Origin of the sequence: Mammaliicoccus sp. Q-M61 (assembly GCF_022386055.1) — a bacterium.
Classification (GTDB): domain Bacteria; phylum Bacillota; class Bacilli; order Staphylococcales; family Staphylococcaceae; genus Mammaliicoccus; species Mammaliicoccus sciuri_A.
On sequence record NZ_JAJNJL010000001.1, the window covers coordinates 554,750 to 578,608 of the forward strand.

Consider the following 23,859-nt stretch of genomic DNA (forward strand, 5'->3'; position numbering starts at 1 on the left):
TCACACTCCCTTACTCTAGGAATAGTACATTCATTGTATTATAAACAAGTACATTTTAACAGTAATTTGTTCGAACTATTCACATTTAATTTTATATACAAAAATAGCCCCTGTAAACAGGAGCTATAATGTTAATATTAGACTAAATTAGTCAACCATACGTTGTGCTTCCATTAATTGGAATGTACGCACTTTTCTTGGTAAGAAACGACGAATTTCATCTTCGTTATAACCAACTTGTAAACGTTTATCATCTAAAATAATAGGTCGACGTAATAAACCTGGGTTGTCTTGTATAATTGTATATAATTCTTGTAGAGGTAATGCATCGATATCTACATTTAATTTTTGATATGTTTTAGAACGAGTTGAAATAATTTCGTCTGTTCCATCTTCTGTCATCTTTAAGATTGATTTAATTTCATCTAATGTTAAGTGTTCTGAAAAAATATTACGCTCCGTATACGGAATGTCATGTTCTTGTAACCATGCTTTCGCTTTACGGCAAGATGTGCAACTTGGTGAAGTAAATAATGTTACCATACATCTCACTCTCCTAATTGAATATTATTTATGTTAAACGTCAGTGAACTTATAAGATAAAATACACTTAATTATATATACCCTATATCTTACTAGGTTAAACATATATTGCTCACTTGGTTTAATCTTTATCTAATTGCTATAAATATATTATATAACTCAAAGATTAAAATTAAATGAGAAACTGCTAATAATTCATTAAAAAGCACATAAATTATAGATGAATATGTTTATGACGACATATTTATCTAATTACAAGAATAACACAACTTACAAATGAATAAAATACTGTTATAATGATATAAAGAAATTTTGTAGAAAAGAGGCAAGGTTAATGGAAACTTTATTTTCAGGTATCCAACCAAGTGGTATCCCTACTTTAGGTAACTACATTGGTGCATTAAAACAATTTAATGAAATTCAACACGACTATGACTGCTTTTTTTGCATTGTAGATCAGCATGCAATTACAGTACCTCAAGATAGACTTAAATTAAGAGAAAACACACGTAAATTAGCTGCGATTTACTTAGCATCTGGATTAGATCCAGAAAAAGTAACGCTATTCATCCAATCAGAAGTACCAGCACATATTCAAGCAGGTTGGATTTTAACAACAATCAGTTCAATTGGTGAACTTGAAAGAATGACGCAATATAAAGATAAAGCACAAAAACAATCTCAAGGTATTCCAGCAGGTCTATTAACTTATCCACCATTAATGGCAGCAGATATTGTACTATATAATACAAATATCGTACCTGTCGGCGATGACCAAAAACAACATATTGAATTAACACGTAATGTCGTTGATCGCTTTAATACGAAATATAATGATGTTTTAATTAAACCAGAAATTCACATGCCTAAGTTTGGCGCTAGAATTATGAGCTTACAAGATCCATCTAAGAAAATGAGTAAGAGTGATGATAATCAAAAGAACTTCATCTCATTATTAGACGAGCCAAACGTTGCAGCTAAGAAAATTAAAAGTGCTGTTACAGATTCTGATGGCATCGTTAAATATGATAAAGAAAACAAACCAGGTATCAGTAACTTGCTCGTTATATACTCTAGCCTATCAGGACAATCAATTGAAGAATTAGAAGCACAATATGCTGATAAAGGATATGGCGATTTCAAAGGAGACTTAGCTGAAGAAGTTAAGAAATTCCTTGTAGAATTCCAAGAAAAATTCAATTATTATTATGAAAACAAAGAAGTATTAGATGAAATACTTGATAAAGGTAGAGATAAAGCAAGTTTCGTAGCCAACAAAACATTGAAAAAGATGGAAAACGCTATAGGATTAGGAAGAAAAAGAAAATAATTATAAAAAGAGATGGTCTTGACCATCTCTTTTTTATGCTAGATTATATTTGGTTATCATAACGCACGATATTTCTCAGTCTTCGTGCGTTTCACCCTGATTTTGTACCTTAGCGCACGATATCTCTTAGTCTTCGTGCGTTTCACCCCTATTTTGTACCTTAGCGCACGATATCTCTCAGTCTTCGTGCGTGCCCAACTACCAATTTCATCTCCAACCTATAAAAAGCAGTAGAAACTCACATTTAAGTGAATTTCTACTGCTTCTTTAATGTCTATTTTTCAATATAAGCTTCTTTTAATGTAGAAACGCCTCCGAATTGGTGGTTCACTACATTTTTAACGTTAGGTTTTTGAAGTTGTGCTACACCGACTTGATAAAGTGGTACAATACCCGCTTCATTTAATAACATACCTTCAGCTCTTTGTAATTCTGAAAGTCGTTTGTCAGGGTCGCTTGCTAATGATGAGTCTGCTGCTTTAATAATACTGTCATACTCTTTATTAGACCAGCCAGTATTATTATGAGAACCGTCTGTTACATAAAGTTCTAAGAATGTCATTGGATCTGGATAGTCTGGAATCCAGTTTTCTAGTGACATTTCATATTCACCTTTTGAAACAAGATCAAGTTTTTGTTTAAATGGTTGTTGTTTAATTTTAATTGTAACTCCATCTAAATTTTTCTCTAATTGTTCTTTAAAGTATTCAGCATCTCGTTTAGCTGTGTCTTTATCATAAGTCATCAGCTCAATTGTAAATTTGTCTTTACCTAATGCTTTTTTAGCTTTTTCATAATGTTCTTTTGCTTCTTTAACATTATATTGGTTCGTATTTTTCACGCCATCTTGATATTCTTTACCTTTACTGTCTTTAACAAAGTCTTTCGGTACAAAGTTATCTGTTGGAATAGATCCGTTATTCAAGTTATTTTTCACGTATGCTTCTTTATCAATTGCTTTAGCAAATGCTAATCTAAAGTCTTCATTCTTGAATTCAGGTACTGTATCTTCATTTAATTTGAAGTAATACGTTACAGTATCTAATTCTGTATTAAATGCTTTATCATCTTTATATTTCTTAACTTGTTCTGCTGGTAAATCTACAATATCTAATTTATTCGTTTCATATAAGTTTACAGCTGTTGAAGCTTCTTTAACGACTTTGTAGTTTACTTTGTTTAATTTAACTTTATCTTTATCCCAGTAATCATCATTTTTTTCTAACGTAACTTTATCATCTGTTTTCCATTCAGTCATTTTGAATGGTCCATTATATAAAGTTGTTTTGACAGTTGTACCATACTTGTCACCTTGTTTTTTAACGAATTTTTCATTTTGTGGCATAAATGTACCGAATGACAATAATTCTTTATAGTATGGTAATGATTTCGTTAGTTCAAATTCTAATGTATGATCATCTACGGCTTTAACACCAAGTTCTTCAGGCTTTTTGTCACCTGAATTAATTTCTTCTGCATTTTTAATATCGTATAAGATATATGCATATTCAGATGCAGTATCTGGGTCTACAACTTTTCTCCAAGCAAAGACAAAATCATGTGCCGTTACTGGATCCCCATTTGACCATTTTGCATCATCTCTTAATTTAATCGTCCACTTCTTACCATCGTTAGTAATTTTCGGATCACCTTTTGCTACTGCTGGTATTGCTTTATCATCTTTATCTAATGTGTAGAGACCTTCCATTGTTTGGAAGAACATATCAAATGATAAACCATCTGTTGCCATAGCTGAATCCATCGTGGGTATATCACCATTGATTTGTAAATCTAATGTTTCGTCACTCTTGCCTTTACTTCCGCCACCCGATGAACATGCACTCAATACGAGTACAGCTGCCAACATCATTGTTAAAACTTTAAATATTTTCGACATGTAACTCATCCCCTAAGTTTATATTTAGTTAAACTACCGATTTGTTACTTTTGAACATAAGCATGTTTTAAATCTGTATCTCCACCAAACTTATGTCTTTCAATATCTTTCACATAACTTTGCGTTAATCTTGCATTCCCTTGTTGATAAATAGGCACAATAACCGCTTCATCTAACAATAATGATTCAGCATCTTGCATAGCTTCAACACGTTCTTGTTCTTTATCTAACAATTTATCTCCCGCATCGTTAATTTTGCTATCATATTCTTTGTTTTTCCAACCAGTTTCATTCATCACATTATCGCTTGTAAATAATTCTAAGAATGTCATAGCATCTGGGTAATCAGGACCCCATCTACCGAATGAAATTTGATAATCCATGTTCGCTTCTAGTTTTAATTTTTGCTTGTAAGGCTGTTGTTTAACTTTAATTGTCACGCCTGGTAAGTTTTGCTCAATTTGCTCTTTAAAGTATTCAGCATCTTTTTTAGCGTTGTCTTGGTCATATGTTAATAATTCAAAAGTAAATTCATCTTTACCAAGTTCTTTCTTAGCAGCTTCTAAATGTTTCTTAGCTTCTGCTTTATTGAATTTATTATCTGTTTTAACACCTTTAGTATAGTCTTCTCCTTTAGTATCCTTTACAAATTCTGTAGGTACTAATGAGTTTGCTGCTTTAGAACCATTGTTTAAATTACTCTTAACATATTGCTCTCTATCAATTGATTGCGCGATTGCCATTCTTAAATCTTTATTTTTGAATTCAGGTACATCTTTTTGATTCATTCTCATAAAGTAAACTCTTGATTCAAGTTCTGTATTATAAGCTTTATCTTTTTCATATTTCTTAACATTTTCTGCTGGGATAAGTGCTTCATCTACATCCCCTGCATTATACATGTTTAGAGCTGTTTGAGGCTCTTTAACAACTTTAAAATTCACACTGTCTAATTTCACATTACCTTTATCCCAATATTCTTTGTTCTTAGTTAAAGTATAATTATCTTCTGTCTTCCAGTCAGATAACGTAAATGGTCCATTGTATAGTGTATCTTCAGCAGTTGTACCGTATTTATCGCCTTTTTCTTTTACGAATTTTTCATTTTGCGGTAAAAATGAACCGAATGACAATAATTCTTGGTAATAAGGTAATTCACGATTAAGTTTAATTTCTAATGTCTTATCATCAATCGCTTTAACACCTAATTCTTCAGGCTTCTTGTCACCTTTGTTAATATCTTCGGCATTTTCAATATCAAACATAATAAATGCATATTCAGAAGCAGTCTTTGGATCAACTAATTTACGCCAAGCATATACGAAATCATGCGCAGTAACTTCATCTCCATTCGACCACTTTGCATCTCTTAATTCAATCGTCCAAGTCAAACCGTCTTTAGACTTTTTAGGATCACCCTTTGCAATACCCGGAATCGCTTTGTCATTTTTATCTAACTTATACAACCCTTCCATCGTATTATTTAATGCATCAAAAGACACAGCATCAGTTGCTAAAGATGAATCCATTGATGGAATATCCGAAATAGAAATTAATCGTAACTTTTTGCCATCCCCTGCAGAACCACCACTTTTATCCTTTCCGTTTCCACCACTACATGCCGATAAAAGTAAAATTATCGACAGAAAAACTAAAAAACTCCACCTTGCATGTTTGTTTTTCATAAACATTTCCCCTTATTCAATTTTTGAAAATTCAGTCATTTCTGAACTTTCTTCAATTATAATGTTAATTTGTTTATGTCGCAACATAAGTTATCAAGTTGACAGCAATAATATTTTACAAATTAAAATTAAGAGGAAAACTAGTATTTATTTATACCTATAGTATTTTCAAAAGCCACATCTGGATTTTGAGTATGATTTAATTCTAACCACTTATCATAGTTTCCTTCATATAGGATTTCTCCATGATCTATAAATATGATATGTGGATTTAAATGAGCTAAATCTTGTAATTGATGAGTGGCTAATAGACAAATTTTACCTTTATGTATTAATGACTGTAATTTTTCCATTATCATTTTCCTAGATACTGGATCAACACCACTCGTCGGTTCGTCAAATAAAAACAGCTTTCTATCCAAGTTTGAAAAAATCACTGTTAACAGCCATTTAGTTTCTCCAAATGACATTTTCCCAATTTTCATTTTTAATAAATGATCATATTTCTCTTTTTCGATGTTGGATAAACTATTATAAAAACGATCTTTGAACTTCTTTTTTTCATCCTTAGGAATAATGCCTAAAAATAATTTTATAAGGTCTTCTCCAGTATTATTTGGTGCGTAATAATTATATTGTGTAAGAAATGAAATATCATTCAATTTCGGCATATTGATTTCATCGCATTCTGCTTTTAAATGATTCGTTATACAATCGAATAAAGTTGTTTTACCAGCTCCATTCATACCTATTAATACATTTAATCTGTCTCGTTTTAGATCAAACGAAATATTTGAAAGTACAGCTTTATCACTATTTTTGTATGTATATTTTAAATTTTTTACATAGTACATGTAACTCATCCTTATCTAATAATTTTAGAATTAATATCTAATTTTAAAAGTGCATATAAACCAATTACGACATAAAGTACGTAGATTATAGGAATCATCATGCTAAAATGATTAAAACCAAGAACAATCAAATCCCCTAATTTATAAAGGAAATGTAACGGATTAATCCATTCCAATCCAAAGAGTTGCATATTGACAATGTAAAATAATGCAATTGAAAGTATCGTTGAAATAGTAGCGATAGAACTTGCTTTAAAAGGCAATGACGTTACTACTAAGAATATAAATGATATAGGAATGATTAAAAGTATATAAATAAAGGCATATAATAAAATTTTCAAACTAAAGAGTTTAAATAAAGCCATAAATAGAATGGATATAACACTTATGCTTATAGATAAAATTAAGATTTGAGATACTAATATTGCCAATATAAATGGATACTTGGATCCTGCCAACATAACATAACTTTTCAGTGCGCCAACTTCTCTAATATTTGCAATTTCAACTGCAATGCCATTAAGTAATATCAGGATTGTCATAAATGACCAAAATTGAACTAATAATATTTCCTTATCTTCAATAGTCTTGACACTATTTTGATAAACTGAAAAATTAATGATAATCATTAGAATCGGAAAAATTAGCGTCCAAACTAAAGTAATCCTATCTTTCAATATCGATTTTAAATTAAATACAAGAAAAGAATTAAGTTGATTCATAGTTCCCTCCAATCAGCTTTTAAAAGCGTGAATTTTCTGACTTTATTTAGTTTAATTATATATAAAGTCTATTTCAGTATCAATAAAGTGTTAAAAATTTACAAAATAAATAGGGATATAAAATCCATACACAAATGGTTTTTATATCCCTATTAAATTAATTTATTTAGCGCCTTCTATTTCGACACCTTTTAATGTGTAATCTCCACCGTATTTATGGTTTTGCCAATTTTTAATATATGGTTGTCTCAATCGTGCAGACCCTGTTTGGAATAATGGAGATATGGATGCTGAATCTAAAAATTCTGATTCTGCATCTTGTAATGCTTTAATACGTTTATCGCTATTTTCTGGTTTCAACATTTCATCTGAATTGGCTTCTTCTAACGCTTTATCATACGTTTTGTTAGCATATCCTGTTTGGTTATGCGGAGAATCTGATGTAAATAAATCTAAGAATGTTGTTGGATCTGGATAATCTGGGAACCAACCTGCAAATGAAATATCAAAGTCTTTTTTAGACTCAAGTGCGAGTTTTTGTTTAAATGGTTGTTGTTTAATTTTTAATGTTACACCAGGTAAATTTTTCTCTACTTGTTCTTTAACAAATTCTCCTGCTTTTTTAGATTCATCTTCATCATACGTTAGCAATTCAATTGTAAATTTATCTTTATCTAAGTCTTTTTTCGCTTGTTCTAGATGTTCTTTTGCTTCTTTTTTATTATAGCTCAGTGACGATTTCACACCTTCTGTATAATCTTTATCATCGCTATCTTTCACAAAGTCTTTAATCATTAATGTATCTAATGGTTTAGATCCATTATTCAACAACGAATTCACATATGATTTCTTATCGATTGATTTCGCAATTGCTTTTCTTAAATCTTCATTTTTTAAGTTCTCATTTTTCTCTTTATTAATTCTGAAGAAGTAACTTCCTGATGTTGCTTCAGTAGAAAAATCTTCTCTGTCTTTATATTTTTTTATGTTTTGCGCATCTAAACCAACCATGTCTAACTTACCTGTTTGATACATATTAATGGCTGTTTGCGTATTTTTAACTACTTTAACGTTCACGTCTTGAACTTTGACTTTATCTTTATCCCAATATTCATCGTTCTTTTCAAGCTTCCATTTATCTTCTGGTTTCCACTCTGTTAATTTATATGGTCCATTAGATAATGTGGTCTTAGCTGTTGTTCCAAATTTGTCACCTTGCTTTTTAACAAACTTTTCATTTTGAGGCATGTATGAACCGAATGCTAATAAACTTTCCATCCAAGGCACATCTTTAATGAGTTTAATTTGAAGCGTGTGATCATCAATCGCTTTAACACCTAATTCTTCTGGCTTTTTATCACCTTGCGTAATGTCTTTTGCATTCTCTATATTTTCAAACATATATGCAAATTCTGCAGCTGTATCTGGATCCACTGATCTTTGCCATGCATATACAAAATCATGTGCAGTTACTGGGTCCCCGTTAGACCATTTTGCGTTATCTCTTAATTCAATTGTCCATGTTTTCCCATCACTAGACTTTTTAGGTTCATCTTTTGCAACACCTGGTATAGGTTTGTCATTCTTGTCTAATACATATAAGCCTTCTAACGTTTGTGCAAAAGTTGTAAATGATACTTGGTCAGCTGCTAATGATGGATCCATAGTTGGTATATCATCCCCTGATGATAAATTAAGCTCATTTTTAGATTTGGATTGTTTAATATTACTGCCTTTTTCATCTTTATCATTACTACACGCTGACATAATAAGCATCAATGAGACAACTATCATAAATATGACTTTATACTTTTTCATTTTTAATGCGCCTCCTCATTATTGTGTCAAACATCTTGAATATATAAAGAAAAGCAATCAATGTTTCCATTGATTGCTTTCATTCACTTTTATTTAGCTCCAGCGATTTCTACTTCTTTAAGTGAGTAGTCACCACCGAATTTATGTGGTTGCCAGTTTTTAACGTATGGTTGACGTAAACGTGCAACACCTTGTTGGTAAAGTGGCCCAATTGAAGCTGAGTCTAAGAATTTAGTTTCAGCATCTTGTAATAATTTAGTACGTTTTTCACTATTTTCATCTTTTAACATTTCATCAGAATTAGCTTCTTCTAATGCTTTATCGTACTCATCATTTGAATATCCTGTTTGGTTATGTGGACTATTTTTCTTAAATAAATCTAAGAATGTAGTTGAGTCTGGATAGTCAGGACCCCAACCAGCAAATGAAATGTCATAATCGCCTTTAGATTCTAATGCTAATTTTTGTTTGAAAGGTTGTTGTTTAATTTTTAATGTTACACCTGGTAAGTTTTTCTCAACTTGTTCTTTAACGAACTCAGCTGCTTTTTTAGATTCATCAGCATCATATGTTAATAACTCGATGTTGAATTTATCTTTACCAGTTGCTTTTTTAGCTTTTTCTAATAATTTCTTAGCTTCTTCTTTGTCATAATTTAATGGAGATTTAACGCCATCGATGTAGTCTTTACCGTCTTCATCTTTAACGAAATCTTTAACCATTAATTTATCTGAAGGAACAGAACCATTGTTTAATAATGATTTAACATATTGTTCTTTATCAATAGATTTTGCGAATGCTTTTCTTAAATCTTCATTTGCTAAATCTTTATTCTTAGTTTTGTTAATTCTAAAGAAATAGTTAGAAGAGTTTAATTGAGTAGAGAAGTCTTCTCTATCTTTGTATTTTGTAACGTTTGAAGCATCTAATCCAACAGTATCTAATTTACCAGTTTGGTACATGTTAATAGCTGTTTGTACTTCTTTTACAACTTTATAGTTAACTTCTTTAAGTTTAACTTTGTCTTTATCCCAATATTCTTTGTTTGGTACAAGCTTCCAGTTATCTTCAGTTTTCCATTCTTTCATGATAAATGGACCGTTTGATAATGTAGCATCTGCAGTAGTCCCGAATTTCTTACCTTGCTTCTCAACGAATTTTTCGTTTTGAGGCATGAATGAACCGAAAGCAAATAGACTTTGCATCCAAGGAACGTCTTTAATTAATTTAACTTCTAAAGTATGATCATCGATTGCTTTAACACCTAATTCTTCAGGTTTTTTCTTACCTGCAGTGATGTCTTTAGCGTTTTCGATGTTTTCAAACATGTATGCATATTCTGCAGCTGTGTCTGGATCAACAGTTCTTTGCCAAGCATAAACGAAGTCATGTGCTGTTACTGGATCACCATTTGACCATTTTGCATTGTCTCTTAATTTGATAGTCCAAGTTTTACCGTCTGCAGATTTTTCAGGATCTGCTTTTGCAACACCTGGTGCAGGATTATCATCTTTATCTAAAACATATAATCCTTCTAAAGTTTGGTTAAACGTAAAGAATGATACTTGGTCTGTTGCTAAAGATGAATCCATAGTTGGAATATCTGATGATGAAGATAAGTTTAAGACGTTTTCAGATTTTTCGCTCTTAACGCCGCCTTTACCACCTTCGTCACTTTTAGAACCGCCACCACTACATGCTGCTAACGTTAAAACAGCTGCAACGAGTATTGACAATAAAACCGAAATCTTCTTCCTCATATAGCTTTTCCCCCTTGTTTTCTTTCTCCTGTGTAACCAGAAGAGTTATTATAATTATATTTTAAAAATGCATGAATAACAACAAAAATTCACACAATTTTCAAACAATTGTTAAAATACGATAAACCTAGATTAAAAAACTATAATTTATGCTTCTGTTAAATCAAAGTCTTTATTATAGTTGGCCTTCTTCTCAGCAAATTCTTTTTCAGAACAATATACAAAGTGATCCGGACCTACTTCTCTTAATTCTAGTTTGTCGTCGTCTTCATATTTATGTATATCTGGATTATATGAAGATCTTGTTCTTGTTCGTTCAGAATCAGGATCTGGTAATGGAATCGCTGATAACAATGATTTAGTATATTCATGTTGAGGATGCTTATAAATTTGGTCAGATGGTCCAAGTTCAACCAATTTACCAAAGTACATTACACCGATTCTATCTGAAATATATTTAACCATTGATAAATCATGCGCGATGAATAAGAACGTAATGCCTTTTTCATCTTGTAGCTTTTGCATTAAGTTAACAACTTGTGCTTGAATCGAAACGTCAAGTGCAGAGATAGGTTCATCTGCAATAATGAATTCTGGTTCAACAGCTAGTGCACGCGCAATTCCTAACCTTTGTCTTTGTCCACCAGAGAACTCATGTGGATATCTATTCGCATGCTCTTTATTTAAACCAACTGTTTCAAGTAATTCGTAAACACGTTTTTTTCTTTCTTCTTTACTTGAAACGAGTTTGTGAACATCTAAACCTTCAGCAATAATATCCATAACTTTAAGACGTGGATTTAACGATGCATATGGATCTTGGAAAATCATTTGCATACGACGATTAAATCGTAATAAGTCTTTACGCTTTTTGATATTTTGTATATCAACGTTATCAAAGATGACTTTTCCGTCAGTTGCATCATATAGTTTAATAAGTGTGCGTCCCGTTGTGGATTTACCACAACCAGACTCACCAACTAAACCTAATGTTTCACCTTTAAATATTTGAAATGAGATATCATCTACTGCTCTTACCTCGTTTTTCTTACCTACGTTGAAATATTGCTTTAAATTTTGAACATCAATCAGTACTTCTTTTTTATCAGCCATTAGAACGTCACCCTTTCTACACGTTTTGGCTTGTCAAATTGATCTGGTGTTGCTTTTTGTTTTAATTTAACAGCTTCTGGTAATTCTACTTTAGGTGCTCTTTCATCTAACAACCATGACTTCACAAAGTGTGTAGGTGAAATTTGGAACCAAGGTGGCTCTTCCTTAAAGTCAATATCTAAGGCATATTCACTACGTCTAGCAAAAGCATCTCCAACAGGTGGCTTGATTAAATCTGGTGGTGTACCAGGTATAGCCAAAAGCTCTGTTTCATGAGATGTTTCTAAACTTGGCATTGATGATAGTAAGCCCCATGTGTATGGATGTTTAGGATTATAGAAAATTTCATCAACAGAACCTGTTTCTACTATTTGTCCACCATACATAACTGCTACTCTATCTGCCACGTTTGCTACCACACCTAAGTCATGTGTAATAAAGATAATAGAAGTATCTATTTTATGTTGTAATTCTTTCATCAATTCTAAGATTTGTGCTTGAATCGTTACATCTAATGCTGTTGTAGGTTCATCCGCAATTAAGATTTTAGGGTCACAAGCTAATGCTGTCGCAATAACAATCCTTTGTCTTTGACCACCTGAGAATTGGTGAGGATAGTTATTAAACCTTTCTTTTGCTTTCGGTAAACCTACTAAATTTAAAATATCTAATGCGCGTTTTTTTGCATCTTGTTTAGATAATTTTTGATGCTTAATAAGTGGTTCCATAACTTGCTTACCAATTTTCATTGTTGGATTGAGTGAAGTCATAGGATCTTGGAATATCATACCAATCTCTTTACCACGAATCTTCTGCATTTCTTTTTCGCTTAATTTTGCAATATCTTTCCCGTCAAATAAGATAGAACCGTCTTTAATTCTACCTACTTTTCTAGGCAATAAACGTGTTAATGCTTTAGTCGTAACAGATTTACCTGAACCTGATTCACCAACTATTGCAAGTGTTTCCCCTTTATCTAAATAAAAGTCTACACCTCTTACTGCTTGTACTTCCCCCGCGTCAATGTCGAAGGAAACATGTAAGTTATTTACTTCTAATATTCTCTTAGCCATAATTAATTTCCTCCTTATTTACGCATTTTAGGGTCAAACGCATCTCTTAAACCATCACTGAATAAGTAGAAGAATAAGATTAATAAACTTAATACTGTTGCTGGTACGAATAATTCATGTGGGTAAATCAGCAACATTTTTCTACCTGTATCAACTAATGAACCTAGTGATGCTTGTGGTGCTGGAATACCTAATCCAATGAAGCTTAAGAATGCTTCGAAGAAAATTGCACTTGGAACTGTAAACATAGACGTTACAATAATTGGGCCAAGTGTATTCGGTAAAATATGTTTAAAGATTAATTTAAAGTTAGAAACCCCTAATGTTCTAGATGCCATTACGAATTCTTGTTCTTTAATTTTCAAGAATTGTCCACGTACAATACGACTCATACCGAGCCAACCTGTTACAGACATGGCTAAAATAATTGTCCATATAGATGGATCAAATAGTAATACGAATAAAATTACGACGATTAAGTTTGGAATAGAAGAAAGTATTTCTACAATACGTTGTAAAATATCATCTATTCTTCCTCCGAAGTAACCTGATACAGCACCGTAAATGACACCGATAAAGATATCTAGAGCTGCTGCTACAAGACCGATGAATAAGGATACTTGTGTACCTCTCCAAGTACGTGTCCATAAGTCACGTCCAAGTTCATCTGTACCGAACCAGTAATTTTCTTGAACGTTTTGACTTTCATATAAGTCAAAACCATCTCTATCTGTACCATCAAATGGTAAGAACGGAACTTTATCTAATACTGGAATTTTCGGTGGTAAGTTCGCATGTGAAACGTTTTGATCACTAAATTTATGATCATTCATTAATGGTCCTACTAAAGAAATAACTGTCAGTAAGATAAGGAATATTAAACCAACAATCGCTAGTCTATTCCCTACAAGTTGTTTCCAAGCATCTTGCCAGAATGTACGACTTTTTCTTTCGAATTTTTCTTCTACTACTTTATCTCTACCATGTAATACGAAGCTTTCTGCTGGCATACCTTGTGTTGAGTGTGTAACAGAGGCGTTATCATAACCGCTATTATTTAACTTGTTATCATCATTATTAGCCATTATTTTTTACCTCCTTCAACACGGATTCTTGGATCTACTAATCCGTAAAGTACATCAACTAAAAAGATTGAAATAATAAATAAGAAACTGAATAGTAATGTTAAAGCCATAATGACAGGATAGTCATTTGTTTGAATTGATCGAACGAATTGGTCACCTAGACCAGGAACGCCGAATATATTTTCAATTGTCAAAGTACCTGTTAAGATACCTGCTAACATTGGAACGATAATCGTAATGATTGGAATTAATCCATTACGTACTGCATGTCCAAAGATAACACGTGCACTTGACATCCCCTTAGCTCTTGCTAATTCTATGTAATCAGAACTTAGGACCTCAATCATTTCAGAACGAATATAACGAGCAATTGTTGCTGTTACACCTGCTGCTAACGCAATTGATGGTAATACAGCAGTCATAAATCCACTCCAACCTGCTACAGGGAAGATTTGCCATTCAACAGCAAATACATATTGTAGTAGTACAGCTAGAACGAATGATGGAACTGAAATAAATATCACCGATAGGAAGGTAGCCCCATAGTCTACTATTGTGTTTTGCCTGATTGCAGCAACTATACCTAATAATAAACCAGTAATAGTTCCTAAAATCATCGCATATGTACCCATTTCTACAGATGGTCCAAGTCTAGGTTTAATTAAACTCCAAACCTCTCTGTTATCGTATTGGAATGAAATACCAAAATCACCTTTCGCGACATTTTTTAAATAGTTCGCGTATTGTACTGGTACAGGATCATTCAGACCATACTTTTCATTTATAATAACCTTCTGCTCTTCTGATAATTTCTCATCGTTGTACGGTGAACCCGGTAACAATTTCATTAAGAAAAATGTTATCGTCATAATTAAAAACAATGATATGAACATATAAATAATACGTTTCAAAGTATATCTAACCATTGTTTTGCCTCCAATCCCCTTATCGAATTCATATTTCTTTTAATATTCAGAAATATTTATATACATTATACAGAATTTATACAATGTAAATCAACACGAATATTCAGAATTTTGAATATGAAAGTGTTCAAAATAGTAGATTATTTTATTACGATAAAGCGACAACGCGATATCGATATACACTTTATTAGCATAAATATACAACAAATGTTTACTAATTACCTATTTTTTCTAATTTTCAGTCATTTACTATGTAGTCACATACAATAATTATACATAAGTAAAATTACACTTATTTTTTTATTAAGTTCCACAAAACATAAATATTTTTTTCTAATCTGTTATAATACACTTAAATCTAATGATAAGAGGTAGGTAATAATGAAATTTTGGGGTATTTTTACTATAGGTTATATTGGCCTATTCGCTGTCCTTTGTCTTATCTTTTTAAAAGACTTAGATCAAGCAGCTAATATATACTTTTACATCATGACAATTGCTTTTGCAGCTAGTTGGATTGTTGCGATGAAACAAGATGGCGTTGGAGAAGTTTCTAGACAAGCAGTTCGGAAGTTTAATTTTCATATGAAGTCTAAAGCGTCACAAGATTATTTGAAAGACGATGAAATCATGAATCCAAATATGAAAGAACTACATTTAAAAGAAAGAACAATACATAACTGGGTATTACCTTTTGTCGTATTAAGTACATTATTTTTTATTATCTCAATCTTTCTAGGGTTTATCGTTTAATATTTTTTAAAATAAAAAGCAGAAACACCAACTTTCCATTGGTATTTCTGCTTTATTTTTATGATCTATTTTTGATATTTTTTGAAGACTAATACTGCATTATGTCCGCCAAAGCCTAAGCTGTTACTCATAGCGTACTCAATATCTAATTTAGCCGCTTCATTAGGCGTATAGTCTAAATCGATTTCTGGATCTGGTGTGTTTGCATTAATTGTCGGAGCGACAATACTATTTTCAATTGATAAAGCCGTTAAGATTGATTCAACTGCACCAGTTGCACCAAGTAAATGACCCATCATTGATTTAGTTGAACTTATTTTTAAGTTCTTAGCTGCATCACCGAAAGTAGATTTAATAGCTAATACTTCATATAAATCACCAATTGGTGTACTTGTACCGTGTGCATTTAAATATTGGATATCTTCTGGATTAATACCAGCATCTTTAATGGCTGCTTGCATTGCACGAGCACCGCCTTCTCCATTTGGAGATGGAGCTGTTATATGGAATGCATCCCCAGTTGATCCATATCCTACAACCTCAGCATAAATATGTGCACCACGTGCTTCAGCTGATTCTAATGATTCTAATACGACTACACCAGCACCTTCACCCATGATAAAGCCATCTCTTCCTTCTTGGAAAGGACGACAAGCTGTATTTTTGTCAGGATTTGTAGATAATGCTTTATTCGCACTGAAACCTGCAATAGCCATTTCTGTTATAGGTGCCTCTGTACCACCAGCTAACATAACATCAGCATCACCACGTTGGATGATTTTAAATGCATCTCCTATAGAGTTTGTACCTGTTGCACAAGCCGTAACTGTACAACCATTTGGTCCTTTAGCGCCTAAATCTATAGATACTTGACCAGTTGCCATATCTGGAATCATCATTGGTACGAAGAAAGGACTTACACGTTTTGGACCACGTTTTAAAAGCATATTGTGTGAGTATTCGAATGTTTCCATACCACCAATACCTGAACCAATCCAAACACCTACACGATGACTATTTTCATCTGTAATTTCATATTTAGAATCTTTTAAAGCTTCACGCGCAGCAACAATTGCATATTGCGTGAATCTGTCCATTTTACGAGCATCTTTTTTCGGAATATGATCATCAATATTGAAGTCTTTCAATTCACCCGCTAATTTAGCTGGAAATTCAGAAACATCAATCCTTGTTACTTCGTCTATGCCGTTTTTACCGTTAATTGCATTTTCCCAAGTTGTAGGCACGTCATTTCCTAAAGGATTTAATGTACCTAAACCAGTCATTACAACACGTTTTTTCTCTGTCATTATCCAATTTCCTCCTATTTACCCCAGCGTAACGTTATGGCACCCCAAGTCAGGCCGCCACCAAATCCAACTAGGACTATTGTATCGTTATCTTTTATTTTACCTTGTTCTAATTCATATGCAATACTTAAGGGTATTGAAGCTGCAGATGTATTCCCGTATCTATCTACAGTTACACTCATCTTCTCTTTAGAAATACCTAATCTTTCACGAGCAGATTCCATAATTCTAATATTCGCTTGATGTGGTACAAACATATCGATGTCATCTGATTGTAGACCTGCTTTTTCTACTGCTTTAGTAGAAGCTTCACCCATAATTCTAACTGCAAACTTAAAGACTTCTCGTCCATTCATTTGGATTGTATTAGCATCCATATCTTGATATAGGTGTGGTCCACCATTACCATCTGAACCAAGTTCAACACTTAGTATACCTTTACCTTCTGATACTTCGCCAATGATAGCTGCGCCAGCACCATCTCCAAATAATATAGCTGTACTTCTGTCATTCATATCTGTAATTTTCGTTAGTTTATCAGCACCAACTACTAATACATTTTTATAAAGACCAGATTGTACAAATTGTTGTGCAGTTACTATACCATAAATAAAACCAGTACATGCAGCAAGTTGATCCATAGAAGGTACTTTATTTAAACCTAATCTTTTCTGTAATGTAGTTGCTACAGTTGGAAATGGTTTATCCCCTGTTGACGTTGCTACGATGATCATTTCGATTTCTTCTTTATCCATACCAGAATCTTCAATCGCTCTTACCGCAGCTTCATATGCCAAATCACTTGTATCTTCAGTATCATCAGCAAAACGTCTTTCTTTTATACCTGTCATTTTTGTAATCCATTCATCTGATGTATCTAAATAACTTTCAAAATGTTCATTTTTTACCACGCGTTTAGGCGCATATGCACCAAAACCTTTTATACCAATATCCATTATATTGACACCTTCTTATAATCTGTTGTTATTATCAGGTACTAATTTAACATACTTATACCATTATACACAAGCACAGACTCACTTTTAAAAATATTTAAATCGTTTTCATCATATAAGGTATACAATTTATAAAAAGTTAATTATAATGAATAATATGACATTAACAGTTACGGAGGATAAAAAATGCAATACATCTTAACTTTTATATGGGCATTCTTATTATCACAAATGATAAACTTTGTTTTACATAGTTTAGGCGGTTCAGATGAAGCGCTAAATTTTGTTAGTCCAACTATTTATGCAATCATTTTTACAGTTGTTATTATTCTTTTAGATGCATTAGTTGGTAAATCTTCTTCGGACAAACAAAGTACACAACATTCATAAAAAAATCCCGTCAATTATGTGGCGGGATTTTTTGTTTATATTAGACCAAATGATTTCTAGCTTATATTCATGGTGTGAACGTGGGCGTTATGAACACTTCTTGCCAAACTTGTTCATAACGGGGGCGTTGCGAACACTTCTCGCCAAACTTGTTCATAACGAGGGTCTTGTGAACACTTCTCGCCAAACTTGTTTATAGCGAGGGCGTTGTGAACACTTCTTATCAAACTTGTTCATAACGGCAGTCTTATGAACACTTCTTACCAAACTTGTTCATAACAGGGGCGTTATTTACAAAAATCGGCTGAACTGTTACTATGGACCGCTATAGTTACAAATCTCTGCTGAACTGTTACTGTGGACCGCTATAGTTACAAATCTCTGCTGAACTGTTACTGTGGACCGCTATAGTTACAAAACTTGGTCGAAGTGATACTAACACACTCAGTATTTGCACTTTTCACCGAAACTGCTAATAACGATACCAGTATTTGCACTTCTTACCAAAACTGCTAATAACAACCTCAGTATTTGCACTTCTCACCTAACTTGCTAATTACTTCCTTGCTACCTTATACATAACACCAAAAAAATCCCGCCAATTACATGACGGGATTCATTATTATGCATTTACTTCAAATTTAACTTCACCATCTACTAAGTGTACGTTTACTATTGTACCTTCTTTTAATTCTTGACCGATCATTAATCTTGCTAATGGTGTTTCAATTTGTCTTTGTACAAATCGTTTTAATGGTCTTGCACCAAATTGTGGTTCATATGCTTCTTCAGCTATCCACTCTTTCACATCTTGGTCTACACTCACTTTGATGTGTTGATCTACTAATCGAATGTTTAAGTTTGTAATAATATGATCTACGATATGACTCATATCTTTAATAGATAATGGTTTGAATAATACGATATCGTCCATTCTGTTTAATATTTCTGGTTTAAAGTAAGCATGCAAGCTGTCGTCTACTTGTTTTTTAGCTGATTCTTCAATTTCACCATTTTCAGTAACACCATCTAATAAAAATTGTGAACCAATGTTACTTGTCATAATGATAATTGTATTTTTAAAATCAACACTGCGACCTTTTGCATCTGTTAATCTACCTTCATCTAATAATTGAAGTAATACGTTAAACACATCATTGTGTGCTTTTTCAATTTCATCTAATAAAATAACTGAATATGGTTGTCTTCTAACCGCTTCTGTTAATTGGCCACCTTCTTCATAACCTACATAACCTGGAGGCGCACCAATTAAACGTGCTACAGAGTGTTTTTCCATATATTCACTCATATCAATTCTGATCATATGTTTTTCAGAATCAAATAATGTTGCTGCTAATGTCTTAGCTAATTCAGTTTTACCGACACCAGTAGGACCTAAGAATAAGAAACTACCAATTGGTCTATTAGGATCTTTAATACCTGCTCTTGCTCTTACAACAGCATCTGACACTAAATCTACTGCTTCATCTTGACCTACAACTCTTTCATGTAGAATGTCTGAAAGTTTAAGTAATTTTTCTCTTTCAGTTTCAACAAGTCTTGATACTGGAATACCTGTCCATTGACTGACGATATAACCAATTTCTTCATCTGTTACAACTTCTCTAATAAGTCGGTCATGGTCAGATCCTGTTTCTTCAGCAAATGCTTCTTCTAATTCTTTTAATTCTGCTTCTATTTGTGGAATCTTGCCGTGTTTAAGTTCTGCTGCTTTAGCTAAATCATATTGATTTTCTGCATTTTCAAGCGCTTGTTTACTTTCATCTAATTCTGCTCTTTTATCTTGTAATGATTTGATTTGTTCTTTCTCTTGTTCAACTTTACTTTGTAATTGTTGTTGTTTTTCTTTTTCATCGGCTAATTCTTTTTGTAATTCTTCTAGACGTATTTGACTGCTTTGATCAGATTCTGATTTAAGTGCATTTTCTTCAATTTCTAACTGCATGACACGTCTATTTACAGCATCTAATTCAGTTGGATTAGAACCCATTTCTGTACGTATTGTTGCACAAGCTTGGTCTACTAAATCTATCGCTTTGTCTGGTAAGAATCTATCTGTAATATATCTATCTGATAATTCAGTTGCTGCCACTAATGCTCTATCTTGAATACGAACACCATGGTGTACTTCATATCTTTCTTTCAAACCTCTTAAAATTGAAATAGTATCTTCTAAGTCAGGTTCTTTAACGTTTACTTTTTGGAAACGTCTTTCTAATGCTGAGTCTTTTTCAATGTATTGACGATATTCATTTAAAGTTGTTGCACCAATACAGTGTAACTCACCTCTTGCTAACATTGGTTTAAGCATGTTACCTGCATCCATTGCTCCGTCTGTTTTACCTGCACCAACTAGCATATGAATTTCATCAATGAATAATAAAATTCTTCCTTCAGATTCTTTAACTTCTTTTAAGACTGCTTTTAATCTTTCTTCAAATTCACCGCGGAATTTGGCACCAGCAACTAATGCTGATAAATCTAATTCAAAAATTGTTTTATCTAATAGTGATTCAGGAACATCTCTTTTAACAATTCGTTGAGCAAGTCCTTCTACAATAGCTGTTTTACCAACACCAGGCTCACCTATTAATACTGGGTTATTTTTAGTTTTTCTACTTAATATACGAATCGTATTACGAATTTCCTCATCTCTACCGATTACAGGATCCATTTTCCCTTTTCGAACTTCTTCGACTAAATCTCTACCGTATTTAGATAATGCTTCATATTGTACTTCAGGATTTTGTGATGTCACACGATTCCCTCCTCTTATTTTATTAATAATTTCATTTACGACTTCTTTTTTATTGCCTACAATATCGATTGTTGTTTGGTCAACTTCGATAGCTGCTTTTAAGATATGCTCCATAGACATATAGTCATCTTGCATTTCTTCTTTAATTTTATCTGCTTTATTAAATAATTCATTAAGCTTTGGCGAAATATATTGTCCATATTGGACGTTATCACCTTTAACTACAGAATATTGTTTTAACTTTTGTTCATATTTATCTTTTAAAATTTCTGTATCAATATTTGCTCTTTCTAGCGTTCTTTTATAAATACTTTCATCTTCATTTAATGCTGCAAGTAATACAGCTTCTATTTCAATATTTTGTAGTTGATATGATTGTGATAATTGTTGTGCTTGTTCAATTGCACTTTGTACGGAATATGTCATCTGATTAATATCCAAATGTATCACCTCTTTAAATTTTCAACGGTCAATAGTTTGACTATCTTTGACCTTAATTTGATTATATACCTTTTGACCTTCTTTGACAAATATAAAGCACCAAAATTACAAACCTTTTTTATGACATTTTATGGTAAACTATAAGTGAAATCATAAGGGGAAGTGATCTTTTGCAAACTACATATACAGAAGCAACTTCAATTATTGAGTATATTATTCAACATGGTCAACGACACCATTTTGATGCCCACCATTATATATACCATACTGGAGACTTATGTAATCATATTTATGTAATTGTAGAGGGAAAAGTCATTACACATCGCGTAATGGAAGACGGGAAAGAATTTAATACTAAACTATTAGGCAGACATAGTATTTTCGGTTCGACAACATTATTTTGTGGCAGAAAGACACATAGCCTTTCAGCAAGAGTAAAAGAAGCAGCTGTCGTATTTAGTATTCCTAAAGTACAATTCGAAGAAGCCATTTTAAACGATGAAGTGCTTAAATATGAATGGTTACTGTGGGTACAAAATGAAAACGAAAAAAATGAATATCAAATTAGAGATGTCTATACACTTGGAAAAACGGGTGCATTCTATTCAATATTGATCAAATTAGCAAATACTTATGGCATACAAGATGGTAATAGCATTTTGATCAATGTAGATTTAACCAATCATGAATTAGCTAATTTTTGTAATGTAACAAGAGAAAGTGTTAACCGTATGTTGAGTAATTTAAAGAAAGAGAAAATCGTCTCCATCAATCATAAGAAAATCACCATACACGACTTAGATTATTTAAAGAGAGCCATCAATTGCGAAAATTGTCCTTTATCCATATGTAGGATAGAATAAGGATTAAGATTTTAAAACGTTTATTCAATAAGGAGGATATCAATGAAAAACTTAATCTGGATTTTTCTAGGTTTATGTAGTTTAGCCTATTCTATAGATTTATTTTATAATGCAATTTTTAATAAAAAGCCTTTGAATCCTGTTATTACTATCATATTGATATTCGTTATATTTTATATCATCTATGCTTTAATTTCAGACAAGTATAAGAAACCAAAGTCTAATAATCATTAATTTCATTTAAGCAGCTATAAACAACAAAAGCAGTAGAGCTGCATGTTCTAAACATGATGCTCTACTGCTTTTTGATTACTTTTAGCTTACACCTAATGCAATTTTAGCGTAACGTGACATTTTGTCTTTGCCCCATGGTGGATTCCAGACAATGTTAACTTCTGTTTCTTTAATTTCAGGTAATTCTGCTAATGCAGTTTTAACCTGATCTATAATTTGTGGCCCCATTGGACAACCCATAGAAGTTAAAGTCATTTCTACTGTGCATAATCCTTCGTCGTCTAAGTCAACGTTATATACAAGACCTAAGTTAACTATGTCAATTCCTAGTTCAGGGTCAATTACATTCTCAAGTGCACCGATAATACTATCTTTCATTGCTTCTTCCATATTTTCACCTCATTCTAAAAGTTACTATATATAATATATCAAATTTAAAGCATGGGTTAAAGAAAATGATATGATATTATTGTATGTATCATAAAGAAAAATGGTAAGGAGTTATCGATATGGAAAAACATTTAATTTGTTTAGATTTAGATGGCACATTATTAAACGATGAAAAGCGCATCTCACCTTTTACTAAAAAAGTATTACAGTATTTAAAAAAATCCGGTCATGAAATTATGATTTCAACTGGTAGACCATATCGAGCAAGTGTGGATTATTACAATGCAATGAATATGAATACCCCGATTATTAATTTTAATGGTGCTTATATTCATCATCCAACAGATAATAGGTTCCCAACGAAACATGAGCAATTTGATACGCGTATCGCATACAAAATTTATAAAGATATTAGTCAACTTGATATTAAAAATATTATTGCTGAAGTTAAAGACCAAGTGTATATCAACAACTATGATCAATCACTATTTGAAGGATTTAGCATGGGCAATCCTGAAATAAAATATGGAGAACTTGATCAATTACTTCCTGAATCTCCTACGAGTCTATTAATTCAAGCAGAAGAAAGTGAGATTCCACGAATTAAAAGACATTTAAATAAGCACTATGCTGAATTTATAGAACATCGTCGTTGGGGCGCTCCATTTCCTGTTATTGAAATTGTTAAAAAGGGTATTAACAAAGGTAAAGCGGTAAAATATGTCGCTGAATATTTAGATATAGATTTTGATAATATTATTGCTTTTGGTGATGAAGATAATGATTTTGAAATGATTCAATTTGCCAATTATGGTATCGCAATGGGAAATGCTATTCCAGAACTTAAAGAAATTGCTACAGAAGTTACAGACACTAATAATAATGATGGTATCGGAAAATACTTAAACAAACATTTTGACTTAAATATGTAAGGGGA

Annotated in this window: 21 protein-coding genes; 6 read left to right on the plus strand and 15 right to left on the minus strand. The window is 32.3% G+C overall.

All coding sequences use genetic code 11. The features are described from left to right. Positions 1-147: 147 nt before the first annotated feature. Positions 148-543 carry a transcriptional regulator SpxA gene (gene spxA / locus LQ677_RS02635; protein ID WP_025905673.1) on the minus strand — a complete coding sequence of 132 codons (396 nt, stop codon included), beginning with the start codon at positions 541-543 and terminating at the stop codon, positions 148-150. 334 nt (positions 544-877) lie between these two features. On the opposite strand from spxA, the gene trpS reads away from it, so the two are divergent. Then, a complete protein-coding gene (gene trpS / locus LQ677_RS02640) occupies positions 878-1,873 on the plus strand; it encodes a tryptophan--tRNA ligase (protein ID WP_037588881.1) in 996 nt (331 codons plus the stop codon). Positions 1,874-2,147: 274 nt separating this feature from the next. On the opposite strand, the gene LQ677_RS02645 is transcribed toward trpS, so the two are convergent. From LQ677_RS02645 to opp3b, 10 genes are all read right to left on the minus strand, one after another. Continuing rightward, a complete protein-coding gene (locus tag LQ677_RS02645) occupies positions 2,148-3,770 on the minus strand; it encodes a peptide ABC transporter substrate-binding protein (RefSeq protein ID WP_025905675.1) in 1,623 nt (540 codons plus the stop codon). A gap of 44 nt (positions 3,771-3,814) precedes the next feature. Beyond that, on the minus strand, positions 3,815-5,455 hold the full coding sequence (locus tag LQ677_RS02650; protein ID WP_037588879.1) for a peptide ABC transporter substrate-binding protein: 1,641 nt from the start codon (positions 5,453-5,455) through the stop codon (positions 3,815-3,817). Positions 5,456-5,595: 140 nt separating this feature from the next. After that, a complete protein-coding gene (locus LQ677_RS02655; protein WP_239748070.1) occupies positions 5,596-6,309 on the minus strand; it encodes an ATP-binding cassette domain-containing protein in 714 nt (237 codons plus the stop codon). 11 nt (positions 6,310-6,320) lie between these two features. Next, positions 6,321-7,031 carry a hypothetical protein gene (locus LQ677_RS02660; RefSeq protein ID WP_239748071.1) on the minus strand — a complete coding sequence of 237 codons (711 nt, stop codon included), beginning with the start codon at positions 7,029-7,031 and terminating at the stop codon, positions 6,321-6,323. Between the two features lie 162 nt (positions 7,032-7,193). Beyond that, positions 7,194-8,849, minus strand: a complete 1,656-nt coding sequence (locus LQ677_RS02665; RefSeq protein WP_239748072.1) for a peptide ABC transporter substrate-binding protein — start codon at positions 8,847-8,849, stop codon at positions 7,194-7,196. 89 nt (positions 8,850-8,938) lie between these two features. Further along, the gene (locus LQ677_RS02670; protein ID WP_037588875.1) at positions 8,939-10,609 is read right to left on the minus strand and encodes a peptide ABC transporter substrate-binding protein; all 1,671 of its coding nucleotides are present in this window, start codon (positions 10,607-10,609) and stop codon (positions 8,939-8,941) included. Between the two features lie 147 nt (positions 10,610-10,756). Further along, entirely contained in the window at positions 10,757-11,722 is a 966-nt protein-coding gene (locus tag LQ677_RS02675; protein WP_025905681.1) for an ABC transporter ATP-binding protein, read from the minus strand. Beyond that, positions 11,722-12,795 (minus strand): ABC transporter ATP-binding protein, encoded by a 1,074-nt coding sequence (locus LQ677_RS02680; RefSeq protein WP_037588873.1) that lies wholly within the window; start codon positions 12,793-12,795, stop codon positions 11,722-11,724. The genes LQ677_RS02675 and LQ677_RS02680 overlap by 1 nt, the downstream gene beginning before the upstream one ends. 14 nt (positions 12,796-12,809) lie before the next feature. Further along, positions 12,810-13,880: an oligopeptide ABC transporter permease gene (gene opp3C / locus LQ677_RS02685; protein WP_037588872.1), complete on the minus strand. Its 1,071-nt coding sequence runs from the start codon at positions 13,878-13,880 to the stop codon at positions 12,810-12,812. Next, the gene (gene opp3b, locus LQ677_RS02690) at positions 13,880-14,806 is read right to left on the minus strand and encodes an oligopeptide ABC transporter permease (protein ID WP_025905684.1); all 927 of its coding nucleotides are present in this window, start codon (positions 14,804-14,806) and stop codon (positions 13,880-13,882) included. The genes opp3C and opp3b overlap by 1 nt, the downstream gene beginning before the upstream one ends. Positions 14,807-15,187: 381 nt before the next feature. Between opp3b and LQ677_RS02695 the strand changes: the two genes are divergently transcribed. Continuing rightward, positions 15,188-15,559: a DUF3899 domain-containing protein gene (locus LQ677_RS02695; RefSeq protein WP_025905685.1), complete on the plus strand. Its 372-nt coding sequence runs from the start codon at positions 15,188-15,190 to the stop codon at positions 15,557-15,559. Positions 15,560-15,624: 65 nt separating this feature from the next. On the opposite strand, the gene fabF is transcribed toward LQ677_RS02695, so the two are convergent. Both fabF and LQ677_RS02705 read right to left on the minus strand, forming a co-directional pair. Further along, positions 15,625-16,869, minus strand: a complete 1,245-nt coding sequence (gene fabF / locus LQ677_RS02700) for a beta-ketoacyl-ACP synthase II (RefSeq protein ID WP_037588871.1) — start codon at positions 16,867-16,869, stop codon at positions 15,625-15,627. Positions 16,870-16,883: 14 nt separating this feature from the next. After that, positions 16,884-17,825: a beta-ketoacyl-ACP synthase III gene (locus LQ677_RS02705; RefSeq protein WP_159315238.1), complete on the minus strand. Its 942-nt coding sequence runs from the start codon at positions 17,823-17,825 to the stop codon at positions 16,884-16,886. A gap of 186 nt (positions 17,826-18,011) precedes the next feature. On the opposite strand from LQ677_RS02705, the gene LQ677_RS02710 reads away from it, so the two are divergent. After that, positions 18,012-18,215 (plus strand): YjzD family protein, encoded by a 204-nt coding sequence (locus LQ677_RS02710; protein WP_025905688.1) that lies wholly within the window; start codon positions 18,012-18,014, stop codon positions 18,213-18,215. 622 nt (positions 18,216-18,837) lie between these two features. On the opposite strand, the gene clpB is transcribed toward LQ677_RS02710, so the two are convergent. Continuing rightward, positions 18,838-21,435: an ATP-dependent chaperone ClpB gene (clpB, locus tag LQ677_RS02715; RefSeq protein WP_239748073.1), complete on the minus strand. Its 2,598-nt coding sequence runs from the start codon at positions 21,433-21,435 to the stop codon at positions 18,838-18,840. Positions 21,436-21,605: 170 nt separating this feature from the next. Here clpB and LQ677_RS02720 point away from each other — a divergent pair, with 170 nt between their 5' ends. Next, entirely contained in the window at positions 21,606-22,298 is a 693-nt protein-coding gene (locus LQ677_RS02720) for a Crp/Fnr family transcriptional regulator (protein ID WP_025905690.1), read from the plus strand. A gap of 42 nt (positions 22,299-22,340) precedes the next feature. Further along, positions 22,341-22,532 (plus strand): hypothetical protein, encoded by a 192-nt coding sequence (locus LQ677_RS02725; protein WP_239748074.1) that lies wholly within the window; start codon positions 22,341-22,343, stop codon positions 22,530-22,532. Positions 22,533-22,613: 81 nt separating this feature from the next. Here the strand turns inward: LQ677_RS02725 and LQ677_RS02730 are convergent, their stop codons facing one another. Then, positions 22,614-22,922: a metal-sulfur cluster assembly factor gene (locus tag LQ677_RS02730; protein WP_037588867.1), complete on the minus strand. Its 309-nt coding sequence runs from the start codon at positions 22,920-22,922 to the stop codon at positions 22,614-22,616. 119 nt (positions 22,923-23,041) lie between these two features. On the opposite strand from LQ677_RS02730, the gene LQ677_RS02735 reads away from it, so the two are divergent. Next, a complete protein-coding gene (locus tag LQ677_RS02735) occupies positions 23,042-23,854 on the plus strand; it encodes a Cof-type HAD-IIB family hydrolase (RefSeq protein WP_037588866.1) in 813 nt (270 codons plus the stop codon). Positions 23,855-23,859 lie beyond the last annotated feature (5 nt).